Annotated in this window: 13 protein-coding genes; 10 read left to right on the top strand and 3 right to left on the bottom strand. The window is 66.9% G+C overall.

The window, feature by feature from the left end; genetic code table 11:
* The first annotated feature begins 207 nt into the window (after positions 1-207).
* From ACGFJ2_RS51010 to ACGFJ2_RS50970, 9 genes are all read left to right on the top strand, one after another.
* Positions 208-1,599 (top strand): FG-GAP-like repeat-containing protein, encoded by a 1,392-nt coding sequence (locus ACGFJ2_RS51010; RefSeq protein ID WP_393481114.1) that lies wholly within the window; start codon positions 208-210, stop codon positions 1,597-1,599.
* Positions 1,600-1,659: 60 nt separating this feature from the next.
* Entirely contained in the window at positions 1,660-3,024 is a 1,365-nt protein-coding gene (locus ACGFJ2_RS51005) for an FG-GAP repeat domain-containing protein (RefSeq protein WP_393481111.1), read from the top strand.
* 54 nt (positions 3,025-3,078) lie between these two features.
* Entirely contained in the window at positions 3,079-3,756 is a 678-nt protein-coding gene (locus ACGFJ2_RS51000; RefSeq protein ID WP_357943523.1) for a response regulator transcription factor, read from the top strand.
* Positions 3,753-5,156 carry a sensor histidine kinase gene (locus tag ACGFJ2_RS50995; RefSeq protein ID WP_393481108.1) on the top strand — a complete coding sequence of 468 codons (1,404 nt, stop codon included), beginning with the start codon at positions 3,753-3,755 and terminating at the stop codon, positions 5,154-5,156. Before ACGFJ2_RS51000 ends, ACGFJ2_RS50995 begins: the two co-directional genes overlap by 4 nt.
* A gap of 73 nt (positions 5,157-5,229) precedes the next feature.
* Positions 5,230-6,288, top strand: coding sequence for a serine hydrolase domain-containing protein (locus ACGFJ2_RS50990; protein ID WP_393481105.1), 1,059 nt, complete (start codon positions 5,230-5,232; stop codon positions 6,286-6,288).
* 67 nt (positions 6,289-6,355) lie between these two features.
* Positions 6,356-7,021 (top strand): hypothetical protein, encoded by a 666-nt coding sequence (locus tag ACGFJ2_RS50985; protein ID WP_393481103.1) that lies wholly within the window; start codon positions 6,356-6,358, stop codon positions 7,019-7,021.
* Between the two features lie 9 nt (positions 7,022-7,030).
* Positions 7,031-7,489 (top strand): MBL fold metallo-hydrolase, encoded by a 459-nt coding sequence (locus tag ACGFJ2_RS50980; RefSeq protein ID WP_393481101.1) that lies wholly within the window; start codon positions 7,031-7,033, stop codon positions 7,487-7,489.
* Positions 7,490-7,522: 33 nt separating this feature from the next.
* Positions 7,523-7,852, top strand: coding sequence for a hypothetical protein (locus ACGFJ2_RS50975; protein ID WP_393481098.1), 330 nt, complete (start codon positions 7,523-7,525; stop codon positions 7,850-7,852).
* A 76-nt stretch (positions 7,853-7,928) separates the two neighbouring features.
* Positions 7,929-8,660: a hypothetical protein gene (locus ACGFJ2_RS50970; RefSeq protein WP_393481096.1), complete on the top strand. Its 732-nt coding sequence runs from the start codon at positions 7,929-7,931 to the stop codon at positions 8,658-8,660.
* A gap of 7 nt (positions 8,661-8,667) precedes the next feature.
* On the opposite strand, the gene ACGFJ2_RS50965 is transcribed toward ACGFJ2_RS50970, so the two are convergent.
* Complete coding sequence (locus ACGFJ2_RS50965; RefSeq protein ID WP_358178744.1) at positions 8,668-9,072, bottom strand: hypothetical protein; 405 nt, start codon at positions 9,070-9,072, stop codon at positions 8,668-8,670.
* A gap of 282 nt (positions 9,073-9,354) precedes the next feature.
* On the opposite strand from ACGFJ2_RS50965, the gene ACGFJ2_RS50960 reads away from it, so the two are divergent.
* Entirely contained in the window at positions 9,355-10,521 is a 1,167-nt protein-coding gene (locus tag ACGFJ2_RS50960; protein ID WP_357943538.1) for an acyltransferase, read from the top strand.
* On the opposite strand, the gene ACGFJ2_RS50955 is transcribed toward ACGFJ2_RS50960, so the two are convergent.
* Positions 10,499-12,361 carry a potassium transporter TrkA gene (locus tag ACGFJ2_RS50955; protein ID WP_393481093.1) on the bottom strand — a complete coding sequence of 621 codons (1,863 nt, stop codon included), beginning with the start codon at positions 12,359-12,361 and terminating at the stop codon, positions 10,499-10,501. The two genes, ACGFJ2_RS50960 and ACGFJ2_RS50955, sit on opposite strands and share 23 nt — an antisense overlap.
* A gap of 135 nt (positions 12,362-12,496) precedes the next feature.
* Entirely contained in the window at positions 12,497-13,954 is a 1,458-nt protein-coding gene (locus ACGFJ2_RS50950) for an LCP family protein (protein WP_393481090.1), read from the bottom strand.
* Positions 13,955-13,999: the final 45 nt, after the last annotated feature.

The raw sequence follows: 13,999 nt of genomic DNA, 5'->3' as shown, positions 1-13,999 counted from the left end.
TTCCCTGCGATAACGAGATGAAATGCCGTTCGCCTAGGGTGGCTGCGCCAGGTCGGTTAATGCGGATGCGCCGCAAGCGGCAGGAAGGGAATTTATTAATCGGATCGTCGCCGAACTTCCAAAGGAGTTCGGCGGAGGCGGAAGCATGCCCAAATTAATCACCGAAGCACATCCGCAAAAAAACAAATCCATGAGATGAGGATCACGATGGGTGAAATCCATATAACAGGCCGGCGGCTCGCAGCGGGTCTGGCCTCCATGGCGATCATGGCCACCGGCCTCACCGCTGTCATGGCCGCCCCGGCCTTCGCGGTGAGCAGGTCCGCGATCGTCTCCGCCGCCCAGGACGAGCTGAACAACAGCAGCCGAGATCATGAGAGTCCCATGGGCAGCGGGTGCAACTACTACACCGGTGTCTTCCGTACGTGGAAGGACTCCGCCGGCTGCCCCAGCAGCGATGGCGTGCAGTGGCGCGACAGCAACTGGTGCGCGGACTTCGCCAAGTACGTCTGGCGCAAGGCCGGCGTGCCCCACGCCGACGTCCCTGAGTTAGAGGGTGGTGTGCTCACGGGGTGGGCCAGCTCGTTCAAGGACTACGGGACCAAGTACGGGACCTGGCACACCAGAGGCAGCGGCTACACCCCGCAGCCGGGCGACGCCGTCGTCTTCGACTGGGAGCAGAACGGTGACATCGACCACGTCGGCATCGTGAAGAGCGTCGACGGGAGCACGATCTACACGATCGAGGGCAACAGCGGCGACCGGACCAAGGCCAACTCGCACTCCCGGTCGAGCAGCGACATCGTCGGCTACAGCGCCCCGGTCGAGGCCAACAGCGGTCCCTCGAACCAAGACGGCGGAGATTTCAACGCCGATGGGGTGGGGGATATCTTCTCGGCCGCTACCGGTACGTTGACCGTCTGGAGTGGTAAGGGGTCGAACAACTTCGGTTCGGCCACCGAGATCGGTCCCGGTTGGGGCGCTTTCAGTAAGCCCATCGCTGGTGACTTCAACGACGACGGTATTAGTGACCTGGCGGCGGTCCGGGATGGCAGCAAGCTGACCATCTGGAATGGCAAGGGCGATAACCACTTCTCCAATGCGATCGAGATCGGTCCCGGTTGGGAGCCGTACGACAGCACCCTGATGTCGCTGGGCGACGTGAACGGTGATGGTCATGCCGATATCGGCGCCGTCCGTGAGGGCACCGGCACGCTCTACATCTGGAACGGTAAGGGCAGCAACAACTTCTCGAGTGCCATCGAGATCGGCCCTGGCTGGACTGCTTACAGCAAGCCCATCGGCGGTGACTTCAACGGTGATGGCATCGGCGATCTGGCGGCGGTCAGGGACGGCAGCAAGCTGACCATCTGGAACGGCAAGGGCGACAACAACTTCTCCAGCGCGATCGAGATCGGTCCTGGCTGGGAGCCCTTCGACAGCACCCTGATGACGCTGGGCGACGTCAACAAGGACGGAAACACCGACATCGCTTCCGTCCGTGAAGGCACCGGCACTCTCTACCTCTGGAACGGCAAGGGCAGCAACAACTTCTCGAGTGCCATCGAGATGGGCCCCGGCTGGACCCCGTACTTCTAACCGCCCCACCCCGCCGGGACGGCCCGGCGGGGGCATTCCCACGATTTGGAGCGTCAGACAGTGTCGAGAACATTCGCCCGCCACACGACGACGGCAGCGCTGGCCATCTTCGCGATCGTCGCCTTATCCCCCTCGGGGTACGCCCAGGACGATCCGGCCGGACCACCTACCGGCCGAGTGACCGCCTCCTACGCCACCGCCGCATGCGACTCCAACGGCACGACCAGCACGGACGCGGCCCTGGCCACACAGCTGAACGGCGTCTTGACCGCCACGATGAAGGGCTACATGACGGCGTACCGGGTTTCGTGCGCCCGCATGATCGTCAAGGCCGTCCACGACCGCGGCATGGATCCCAGAGCGGCGGTCATCGCGGTCACCACCGCGATCGTGGAGTCGACCATCCAGAACGTCAGCGAGACGGTCGACCACGACAGTCTCGGTCTGTTCCAGCAGCGTGCGTCGTGGGGCAGCGTCCAGGAGCGACTCAATCCGATCTGGGCCACCAATGCCTTCCTCGACAAAATGGTCAGGGAGTACCCGAACAACTCCTGGATGACAGCGCCGATCGGCGAGGTCTGCCAGGCGGTACAGGTCTCGGCCTACCCGTCCCGCTACCAGCCCCAGGCCGGAGACGCACAGAAGATCGTCGATGCCCTCTGGCAGCCGCGGAGTTCGTATGGCGGGGATTTCAACGCCGATGGGGTGGGGGACATCTTCTCGGCCGCTACCGGAACGCTGACCGTCTGGAACGGTAAGGGCTCGAACAACTTCAACTCCGCCACCGAGATCGGTCCCGGCTGGGGCGCTTACAGCAAGCCCATCGCCGGTGACTTCAACGACGACGGTATTAGTGACCTGGCGGCGGTCCGGGATGGCAGCAAGCTGACCATCTGGAATGGCAAGGGCGATAACCACTTCTCCAGCGCCATCGAGATCGGTCCCGGCTGGGAGCCGTACGACAGCACCCTGATGTCGCTGGGCGACGTGAACGGTGATGGTCATGCCGACATCGGCGCCGTCCGTGAGGGCACCGGCACGCTCTACATCTGGAACGGCAAGGGCAGCAACAACTTCTCGAGTGCCATCGAGATCGGTCCTGGCTGGACTGCTTACAGCAAGCCGATCGGCGGTGACTTCAACGGTGATGGCATCGGCGATCTGGCGGCGGTCCGGGATGGCAGCAAGCTGACCATCTGGAACGGCAAGGGCGATAACCACTTCTCCAGCGCGATCGAGATCGGTCCTGGCTGGGAGCCCTTCGACAGCACCCTGATGACGCTGGGCGACGTCAACAAGGACGGAAACACCGACATCGCTTCCGTCCGTGAAGGCACCGGCACGCTCTACCTCTGGAACGGCAAGGGCAGCAACAACTTCTCGAGTGCCATCGAGATGGGCCCCGGCTGGACCCCGTACTTCTAACCACCCCACCCCGCCGGGACGACCCCGGCGGGGCAACATCTGTAGTCTGCGGCGGTGACCGCGTACCGGATCCTGGCTGTGGACGACGATCAGGCCATCCTGCGTTCGCTGCGGCGCGGGTTGCGGCTGGAGGGCTTTGTCGTGGACACCGCCGAGTCGGGGCGGCAGGCGTTGGAGCGGGCGGCCGGGCAGCCCGATGCCATTGTCCTGGACGTGTCCATGCCGGGAATGTCGGGCATCGAGGTGTGCGGTCGATTACGGGAGGCCGGGTCGCAGGTGCCGGTGCTGATGTTGTCGGCGATGGACGAGGTGGCCGACCGCAAGGCGGGGCTGGCGGCGGGTGCCGACGATTACGTGATCAAGCCGTTCGACCTGGGTGAGCTGGTGTTGCGCCTGCGCGCCCTACTCCGCCGTGCCGGGCGCGCCACGGGCACGACGGTACGCATCGGGCCGCTGGTCATCGAGCCGGACGCCCGTGTGGTCACGTTGCGCGGCCGCCCGGTCGAGATGACGCGGCGCGAGTTCGACCTGCTGGAGGTGCTGGCGCGGAACGCCGGGATCGTGCTGACCCGTGCTGTGCTGCTGGAGCGGGTCTGGGGCTACGACTTCGAGGTGAGCGACAACGCGGTGGACACGTTCGTCGGCTACTTGCGGCGCAAGCTGGAGGCGGGCGGTGAGCCGCGCATGCTGCACACCGTACGCGGCGTCGGGTTCGTGCTACGAGAGCCATGAAGCTGTCCACGCGCTTCGCGCTCTGCCTGGCCGTTGCCGTCCCGCTGCTGGTGGCGCTGGCCGGGCTGGTCGTGCTGATGCTCGTCTCACAGGATTTGCGCACCCAGCGAGATGATCAGCTCGCGGCCCGGCTGCGGACACTGGCCCCGATGGCGAGAACGTACGCGTGGCGAACCGATGTGCTGCGTGCCGTGCCGCCCGACTTCCTGCAGCGGCGACTGCTGGCCGCGGCCACCGGCCAGGGCGGGGCGACGGTGGTGGTGGGTGACGAGAAACCGCTGGTCATCGGGGACGTGCCCGGCACGCTTCCGGCCGGTGCCGGTCCCGGCGACTACGTCGAGGGGGATCGGCAGTGGCGATTCGTCGCCGCCGAGCTGGGGCCGCGGGGGAGGGCGCGACTGATCCTGTTCGAGCCGGATGAGCGCCTCGCCGGCCAGATCGCCGCCCTGCGTAACCGGCTGGGCTCGGTCACGTTGGTCGCGGTCGGTGTGGGCGTGGTCGCGGGGCTCGTACTCGGCAGGTTCGCGGTGCGGCCGCTGTCGAGGCTGGGCGGGCAGGCACGTGCGATCGACGCCCCCTCCTCTTCCGGTACGCGACTGGCGACCACGGCCGGCGTCACCGAGATCGACGAGCTGGCCCGCCTCCTGAACGACCTCCTCGACCGGCGCGACGCGGCCGTGGCCCGTACCGGCGAGGCCCTGGAGACCGCGCGCGCGTTCGCGGCCACCGCCGCGCACGAGCTGCGTACCCCGCTCACCAGCATGGGCACCAACCTCACCCTGCTGGACCACCCCGGGCTGGATCCGGCGGATCGCGCCGAGACCGTCGCCGACCTGGCCGCCGAACACGGCCGCCTCCAGCGGCTCATCACCATGCTGCGCCGGCTCGCGCGCGGCGAGCTGCTCGACGCCTCCGCCTTCGCCGAGACCGACCTGGCCGGTATCGTCAACGACGCGATCGAGGACGCCCGGCGCCGGCACCCGCATGCCACGATCATCGCTCGCGTGCCGGACGCCGTACGGGTGCGCGGCTGGGCGGAGGGCTTGCGCCTGGTCGCCGACAACCTCCTAGACAATGCCGCCGTGCACGGTACGGACGCGTCCGGTCGCAGCGCTATCACGGTCACTCTGGAGCGTGGGGATGAGATCGTCCTCGCCGTCCAGGACACGGGTCCGGGGATCGAGCCCGAGTGCCGCGAGGCGGTGTTCGTCCGCTTCCACCGACGCCCTGGCAGCCCCGGGTCGGGGCTCGGTCTCACGTTGGTACGGCAGCAGGCGGCCCTGCACGGTGGCACCGCCTGGTTGGGCGCCTCCCTTGAGGGTGCTGGTACGCGAGCCGAGGTGCGCCTGCCCCTGACCGAGCGGGAAGTCCCGCGATCCGGGCGGTCCTGGCTGGAATAGCTCGGCCCTTGCCAGAGAAATGCCAGAAAAGCACGTCACCATCCCTCCGAACTCATCCTTCGGAGGAGATGACATGCGCATCATCCATTACGCGGTCGCGGTCGCGGCTGCGGTCACGCTGTTCATGCCGGCCGCGGCCTTGGCCGAGACCACTGATGTCATGCAGCCATCGGCGCACCCGGTCAAGCTGCGTACCGCCCTCAGAGAACTCTCGGTGACCTACACCTACCAGGGCGAAGAGCGCACCTTGGACGACTTCCTCACCCGTACGAAAACCAACGGCTTCCTCGCCCTGGACGGCCAGGACGTCGTCGCGGAGCGCTACACCGGCGCGAACCGTGACACCCGCTTCCAGTCCTGGTCGATGGCCAAGTCGTTCACCGCGACCGCCGTCGGCATCGCGCTCAAAGAGAAGCACATCGGATCGATCGACGACTCCGTGGACAAATATCTGCCCGAGCTGAAGGACTCCGGCTATGCCGAGGTGTCCATTCGCGACCTGCTGCACATGTCGTCCGGCATCGACTGGAACGAGGCCACCGACGCGCCACGCCTGATGGCCGCGGCCAACAAGGGCTACTCGATCAGCAAGATGGCCGCCCTTCAGAAGCGTGGCTGGGAGCCGGGCAGCCGGTTCGAGTACACCAGCATGAACTCCTTCGTCCTGGCCCGGCTCGTCACCAAGACCACTGGAATGCCGTACTACGACTACGTCGAGCGCAAGATCTGGCAGCCCGCCGGCATGGAGTCCACGGCGACCGTCGGCAACGACTCGCACGGCGACAGCCTGGGCTACTGCTGCTACTACGCCACCGACCGCGACTTCGCCCGCTTCGGCCTGCTCTACCTGCACGGCGGCAAGGCGAAGGGCCACCAGGTCGTACCGGCCTCCTGGGTGAAGGCGTCCACCAAACCGTCCTCGGTCAACCCGAACTATGGCCTGCACTGGTGGCTCGGCGGCGACGGCGGAGATTTCATGGCGGTCGGGCTCGGCGGCCAGTACATCTACGTCTCACCCCAGCAGGGCGTCGTCATCGTCAAGTCGTCCATCGCGGGAAGCGCTGTTGACCAGGAAGAGGCCATCGTCGCGTTCCGCGCCGTGGCGGCCGAGGTGGCCAGGACCCGAGGATGACTCGAATGGGCTTGGTGCAAAGCCGACAGCCGGTCATAGGGGCTTTCGAGTGTGACTGGAGGGCCGCGTGAGTCTCCGGCTTCTGCGGTTCGTCGTCGCCGCGGGTGTGCTGACGCTCGCGATCGGGCTGGGCAACCTCGTGGACGGTGACGTACGGGCGGGACTTCCGCTGTTCGTCGTCGGACTCGTTTTCGCCGGAGTGCCGGCGGGCCTGCTGGTCCGTCATGTGATCGCGAACTGGACGTCAACAGATTTCCGGCGCTCACCGGCGATGGCGGATCCCGCGATACGGCGCAATTTCCGCAGCGTCGCCGTGCTCGTTATGGCCTACAGCGTGCTGTGGTTCCTCGCGGCCGTCGCGATCCTCGTCTTCGCCTATCGGATCCCGCACGACAACGGCAGCAGCGGCGGATCGATCGCCACCGTGATGGTCATCGGCTGCTTCCTCGCCGGGATACCTACGCTGCTCGGCATCCAGTTTCTCCGGTGCGGGCAGCTGGTGCGGCACGGAGGCACTGAGGGCATCGCGGCCGGGCTGCGGTTTGGCTGGATCGTCGTCGTCATCGGCGGGCTCGCCACCGTGGGCTCGCTGACTCATGACCGCCCCGGCTACGGCACGATCGGGCTCGTCGCCGGCTGCCTGGTCGCCTTCACGCTGGTCAACAACCTCCGATTGAGCATGCTCAGCACCCGGGTCGTCGCGTACGAGCGGCAGGCTTCGGGGCAACCGTAAAGGAAGATCATGACCGACATTCGTGTGCATACCTACAGCGCCGCCGAGACGGGCATCTTCGTCAACAGCTACCTGATCGAGACGGCCGAGGGAGTCGTCCTGGTGGATGCGAGCCTGCTGGTCTCTGACGCCAAGGCGCTGGCCGCCCGGCTGGCCGCGTTGCACAAGCCCTTACTGGCGGCCTTGGTGACGCATCCCCATCCCGACCATTTCAACGGGCTGCCCTACGTGGTGCCCGATGACGTGCCCGTCTTCGCCACCGGGCCGGTGGCGAAGGTGATCCTGGAAAGCGCCGTGGCGAAGCGCGAGCAGTGGCAACCGATGTACGGCGATAAATGGCCGGACCGATTCCGCGTCCCCGACCAACTGCCGGCGAGCGGTGACGCGATGGAGATCGGCGGAGTGCGGCTGACGGTGACCGACATCGGCCCCGCCGAGAGCCACGCCGACTCCTACATCGTCGCCTAGGCCGGCGGAAAGCACATCGCGTTCATCGGCGACGTGGCCTTCGCCGGGACGCATGCGTACCTGACCGACGGTCACACCGGGACATGGCTGGCCGCACTGGACCGGCTCGCCGGCGAACTGGCAGGGGTACGGCTGTATCCCGGGCACGGCCCCGCGGGCGGGGTCGAGCTGTTCGACGACCAGCGCAAGTACCTGCTGATGTACCGGGAGGCCGTTGCTCGCCTGGCCGCCGGGGACACCTCCCTCGACGAGGAACGGAAGCGCGAACTGACCAGCCTCATGGTCCGCTACGCACCGGACGCGCCGCTGGATTGGCTGGTAAGCCTCGGCGCCGACCCGGTCGCCGCGGAGCTGGCCGCCTAGCCTTTCATCGAGGGGAGGGTCACGACGAACTCGCAGCCCGTGCCATGGGCGGGGCTGCGTAGCTTGCCGGCGATGGATGACCGTCGGCAGTGCCCGTACCACCGGGCTGCTCGAAACCTTCTCCCAGATCCGCCGGCCGCCGTTCATCGAAGAGGGCGTCCCCGCGCTGCCGTTCGCGGTGTTCACCACCCGCAACCCGCAGATCGCCGAACCGTGGCTCGTCGACGAACATGACACCCGTGGACAGCCGCTCGCCCCCGGCGCCATCGCCGCAGGCTGGGACGCCAAACCCAACTTCAGATGGAAGCCCGACGGCACGGCCGTGCTGTTCTGGCAGCAACAGGTGCGCGGCACACAGACCAGGGTCGTCGTGGCCCACCTCCCGGAACGTCCGCCCACTGGACGCGGCGCCATCCGCTCGACGCCGTCCCCGTCCTGGGCGTCACCGATCGCCGGCTACGTGCCGCCCGACCCTCGCCCGGTGACCCACTACGCCGGGAAGATCTCCGGGAGCGTCGACATCACGCGCCGGCCCTCGCCGATACCGCGATTCGAGTATCTGCTGGAGGTGACCTACACCATTTACTCCGACGAGCCGGGATTCGTGATCAATGGCGTCGAGCGCGGCGACCACGGAAAGCCCGGTCTGTACGGGACGACTTCCCGCTACAGCGCCGACCTGGCGATGTCCGGACGACACAGCGGATACCTCAAGGCGGACAACGTACTGATCCAGCCCCATGCCATGACCGGCACGATCGAATCCCAGCTTGACGGCCGACACCTCACCCTCGGCCCTCTCCCCTAGCGTGTGGCTAATCGAGCTTGGCTTCGCGGCCGTGGACGATGAGGGCGTACAGCACGAGCACGTCGACCGCGATGACGGCGAGTGACCACCAGGGGTTCACGGCGATCCAGGTCAGTTGCGTGAGGGCGTTCAGCATCACCAGAACGATGCCGACCACCCTGGCCCAATCCTGGCCAAGGGTGACGGCGATGCCTGTGGCCAGCACGAGCACGCCGAAGAGGAGATGGAGCCAGCCCCAGCCGGTGACGTCGAAAAGCAGCAGCCGGGCGGGCGTCTGTACGTAGACCCGGTTGGCGAAGACGGCGGCGAGACCGGTGATGATGTTGAACAGCCCGGCCAGGACCATCATCATCCCGCCGAACCAGATCCAGCCGACCCAGCCGGTCACATGGCGTGCTTGGTGATAGGTCATCGAAATCCCCCTTGAGCTCTGACTTCCGTGTGCCGCGGCGGTGTCGTGGGGCCCGGCTCCCTTGTGCTTCCCTCACCAACACGACAAACACGACAAAATGGGATGTAAAGGCAGGTGGAGGGATAGTGTTTCCCCCGTCTTGGCGAATTCGATACGCAAGATCGTCGTCCCATGGCAGCCCCGCTGGCTGGCTGGTCGGGCCGGACTAGGCGTCCGAAGGATCACGATTCCGATACGTTGGGCCGTATGCTCCCCGCTCTCCCTCAAGCCGCTCGTGCCGACGTGCGACAGGTTCCGTCCCGGTTCGCCTGGCTGGACGCGTTGCGCGGCATCGGCGCGCTGGCGGTGGTGGGGGAGCATCTGACCACCTGGGCGATGCCGTGGCTGCGGCCTACCTCGTTCAACCTCGGCGTCTACGGCGTGCTGGTGTTCTTCCTGGTCAGCGGCTACATCATCCCGTCCTCGCTGGAACGGCACGGCGATGTGCGGGCCTTCTGGATCGGCCGGTTCTTCCGCCTCTATCCGCTCTACCTGGCGGTCATCGCCCTGGTCCTCGCTCTGGCCTGGTGGATCCCGGTACGGGCGGAGGTGCCCAGAGAGCTGTCCTCGGTGGCCGCACACCTGACGATGCTGCTGGACACGGTGGGTACGGCAGGTGTGCTGAACACGATGTGGACGCTGTCGTACGAGATGGTGTTCTATCTGCTGGCCGCGGCCCTGTTCGTGACCGGCGTACGCGATGGACGGAACCTGCTTCCGGCCGTATTAGCGCTGATCGCCGCCGTCGCTGGGCTGGTCCTCACCGGGCCGCCGCTGTCGGGCGGCTGGCTGGCCTGGGTGTCGTCCGGCCTCTTCGTGGTGGGGCTCGGCTGCGTGGTCTCCGGCCGCGGGCGTACGGTCGCGGCCTGCGCGCTGGGTTTGATGGCGCTGGCCTTGGTACTGCTGAGCAGCCGTGTCCCCTGGTTCGGGCTGGCGATCCTGGCGGTGATGTTCGCCGGTACGGCGATCCGTCGCTGGGAACGCGGGCAGGCGCCGCTCTGGCCCGTGGTCGTCACCGCGATGGTCGTGGCCGCGACACCGCTCTGGGCGCTCAACGCCGGCTGGTGGTGGGTGCGACCGGACGTGTGGGGGCTGACCGTCATTCTCGCCGCCCTCACCTTCGCCGGTGGCATGGCCTTACGTGCGCGTCCCCTTCCTGCCGTGCTCACCTGGCTCGGCACGATCAGCTACTCCCTCTACCTGGTCCACCTGCCATTGCTGCTGATCGTCATGGAGTTGGCCGGTGAGATGCGCTGGTCGCCGCTGCCGCTGCAGATCGGGATCAGCGTGGTCTTCCTGAGCCTGCTCATGCCGGCCAGCTGGCTCAGCCACCGCTTCATCGAAGGCCCCATGCAGCGCCTCGGCCGTCGGGTCATTTCCCAGCAGGTCAGTCTTCGGCGAGGACGATGACCAGGTCGCGGGGGCCGAGCGTGACCGGGTCGGATTTGCCGGGGTTGAGCACCACGCCGTAGTTGGGCGGGGCGGTGGACTCGACCGCCAGCCGGTAGCCGATGGCGGTCTCGCCGCGGGTTCGGGCGGCGGCGATGACGGTGGCGAAGCTGACCGTCATCCCAGGGCGGACGTAGTCGGTCGCGGGCTTGAGGTAGATCTCCGAGCCGTCGGCGTCGAAGAGGTAGCGGAACACCGCGCCCAGGTGCGGGTTCTCCGACAGCTGGGTCATCAGCAGGCTGATCAGCTTGGTGCCGACCACGAAGTCGTCGGCCTTGGTCACCTGGGCCAGGCGGCGGTTGCGGTCGTCGTTCATCTCGCTGACGATCGGGAAGCGCTGCCCGGTACGGGATGCCAGGTCACGCAGGTGCAGCAGCGTCACCAGCGTGCGTGAATCCGCGTACTGCGACTCCAGCCGGTCGTCGGCCAGCACGATGATGTGGTCGAACATGCCCGGCTCCAGCGACTCCAGCGTGATCCGGTCGGTGGTGTCGCACTCCTTGACGTTCAGGGCCAGGTTGGTGAGCTCGAACGCGAACTCGGATTCGTCGACGGCGGCGGCCACGTTCAGGATCGAGCCGGGGGCCACGTACTGGTCGAGCTCGGCGACGATTTTCGGGGCGCGGCTGTTCCAGCCGAGCATCAGTGTGCTTTCCGGGGGTGCGGCCTCGCGGGCGGGAAGGGTGATCGCCTGCTGGACGACGGGCGGGAAGCTGCGGACGAGCCGGACGGTGGAGTCGTCCTCGGCGATCACGATCATCTGGTCGCCCTCCATGACCTGGGTGTCCATGGGCGGGTTCAGGACCACCGAGCCGTCGCCGCGCCGGATCCCGATCAGCGAGGCGGTCTCGTACGCGAACAGCGCCTCCCCATACGGGAAGCCGGTCAGCTTCGGTTCCGTCCGCATGTAGATCTCGTCGCCGCCGAAGTCCAGCAGATCGGTGACCACCACCGACAGCCCCGACTGGCGGCAGGTCTGCACGATGAGCCGGGAAGCGATGTCGTCGGTGTCGACCACCTGCGCGTGCCCGTTGGCGGCCAGTTCGGCCGCGACGCGGTTGCTGGAGTCGGCCACCGAGGCGATGATCGGCGGGCGGCGGCGGCGCCAGTTGCGGTTGGTCAGGCCGAGGAGCGTCTTGACGACGTGCGCGTCCGGATCCTCACCCGCCGGGGAGAGGACGATGATGGACCGGGCGGTGTCCGGGCTGAGCAGGTCGAGATCGGTCGGTTCTATGGTGCTGCCACTGCGTACGACGACGCGGGTCTTGCCGGTGTCGCCGACGCGCGTGCGCAGTTCCTCCTCCATCTCCAGCTTGTCGCCGTCGCCGAGGATGGCGATGCAGGACTTGGCTTCGCTGGCGTTGGCCTCGACCAGCTCGGGAATGATCGTGAAGATCTGGTCCGACCAGCCGACCAGCACCGTGTGGCCGGACTCGACGATGCGGGACCGGCCTTTGCGCAGCTCGGTCAGCTTGTTGTCCAGGCCGGTGGTGAGCACGCCGACGAGGCTGGAGACGATCAGCAGGCCGCCGATCGTGATGGCGAACCCGAGGATCGTGAAGATCGTGCTGCCCTCGTTGTCGCCCGCGACGGTGCCCGGGTCCATGGCGCGCATGAGACTGCCCCACAGGGCGTCGTACCAGCTGTCGTGGACGTCCTTGTCGGCGAAGAGTATGGACAGGCCCGCGAAGATCACGACCATCACGACGGTGACGAGTGCGAGCCAGCCGATCAGGGCGGGTGTGCCCTTCGACATGCTGTTGTCGAACCGGTAACGCAGACGTTCTCGTCGTGTGGCCATGACCTAACCCATCGTTTTGGGCATCCTCTCGCCAGTGGCGGTAGGGGATGTGCGAAAAGTACCAATAGCCACAATTTTCCCCTTACTTCTATCCCGCCGCTTGCATCTCGCTAACAAAGGAGTGAAGTCGCGCCGCTAGGTCTTCGCCTTGGCGGGCACGCATGACGAGTCCAGCGTGTCCAACCGGTCGGACTGCTGGGCGGGCTGGCGTGGTGACCGCGTGGTTGTGGGGGTGCTGCTGGTCGTACTTGTAGGGGATGGGGTGGCGACCTTGCCGGCGCGGGCGATGGCGATCTTCACCGCCCTGCGGATGCGCGGGTAGTCGGGATAAGCCGGGTTGTACGCGGGTGGTACGAAGTTCACCTTGGCCACCTTGGCGCCCTTGACCTGCTGAGCGAGCGGCACCAGGTCCTGCAGCAGATCGCGCGGGATGTCGGTGAGGAAGGTCTGCTTGGCGGCCTTGGCCAAGGCGTTGAACTTCAACAGCACGTTGCCCGGGTTGAGCTGCTTGAGCATGGCGCTCATCACGCACTGCTGGCGGAGCATGCGGGTGTGGTTGTCGGCGCCGGCGCAGGTGCTGCCCGGATGGTCGCGGGCCCTGCCGTACCAGAGGGCCTCGTTGCCGTCGAGGGTACGGGTGCCGGCCTTGACCACGCCGCCGTCGGAGCGGCCCACGCCGTAGCAGACGTCCCGCTCGACGTTGATGGTGACGCCGCCGAGGGCGTCGATCAGGTGTGCCACGCCCCACATGTTGACGAGCATGTAGTAGTCGATCTTGAGGCCCAGGATCTGGCCGAGCGTGCCCTTGACGGCCTCCGGGGCGCGGTCGGCGGAGCGGCCGACGACCTCGGGATGCATGTCGGCGTACGCCCAGACCCCGTTGAGCAGGTCGGCCGAGCCGCGGCCCTGGCCCGGCGGCAACGAGAAGTTCTTCGGCGGCGGGAACCGCTTGGCCAGCGCGGATCCCGGCGGGAACGGCGCGTTCTCCAACTCGCGCGGCAGCGCCAGGACCACGGAGTTGCCGGTGTGGACATCGATGCTGACCACGTTGATGCTGTCGGTACGGATGCTCACGCCTTTGCGGGAGGCGGCGCCGTCCCCGCCCAGCAGGGCGATGTTGAGCCGATCGCGTCCCCGCCACGGATCCTTGTGATCGATCGGCTTGGACGGTGAGGATTTGAAAACGCTGCCGATCGCGTCGTCAGAGGTACGGGCGGTCGTGGCGGCCAGCCCGAAAGGCAGCGCCACGGTCACCGACAGCACGCCCGCGACCGTGGCCGTACCGAGCTGTCCCCACTTGCCGAGCCTGGCGGGTCGCAGCACGATGTACGAGCTGATCACGACCCCGGCCCAGGCCAGCCCGCCGACCACGCACAGGACGGTGATCACGGCCAGCCAGGTCGGATCGAGCAACAGGCCGGCCAGCGCGTTACGGTTGATCAGCGCGATCACGGCACCGATCAGCAGCACGCCGAAGGTCCCCATCATGATCATGCCGGTACGCTTACGGCCCGCCAGAAAGTGCGCGACGCCCGGAACGACGACCGACGCGAGCGTCCAGCCGATCACGGATGGAGCAGTCCACCTGCGCATCCAACCTCCCCCATAGGCAACATATGCCTCATTGCGTAGGGAATT

This window comes from Nonomuraea sp. NPDC049028, assembly GCF_043197735.1.
In the GTDB taxonomy this organism is placed as follows: Bacteria; Actinomycetota; Actinomycetes; order Streptosporangiales; family Streptosporangiaceae; genus Nonomuraea.
Note: the sequence above shows the minus strand (reverse complement) of the source record. Positions and strands in the feature narration are given on the sequence as shown.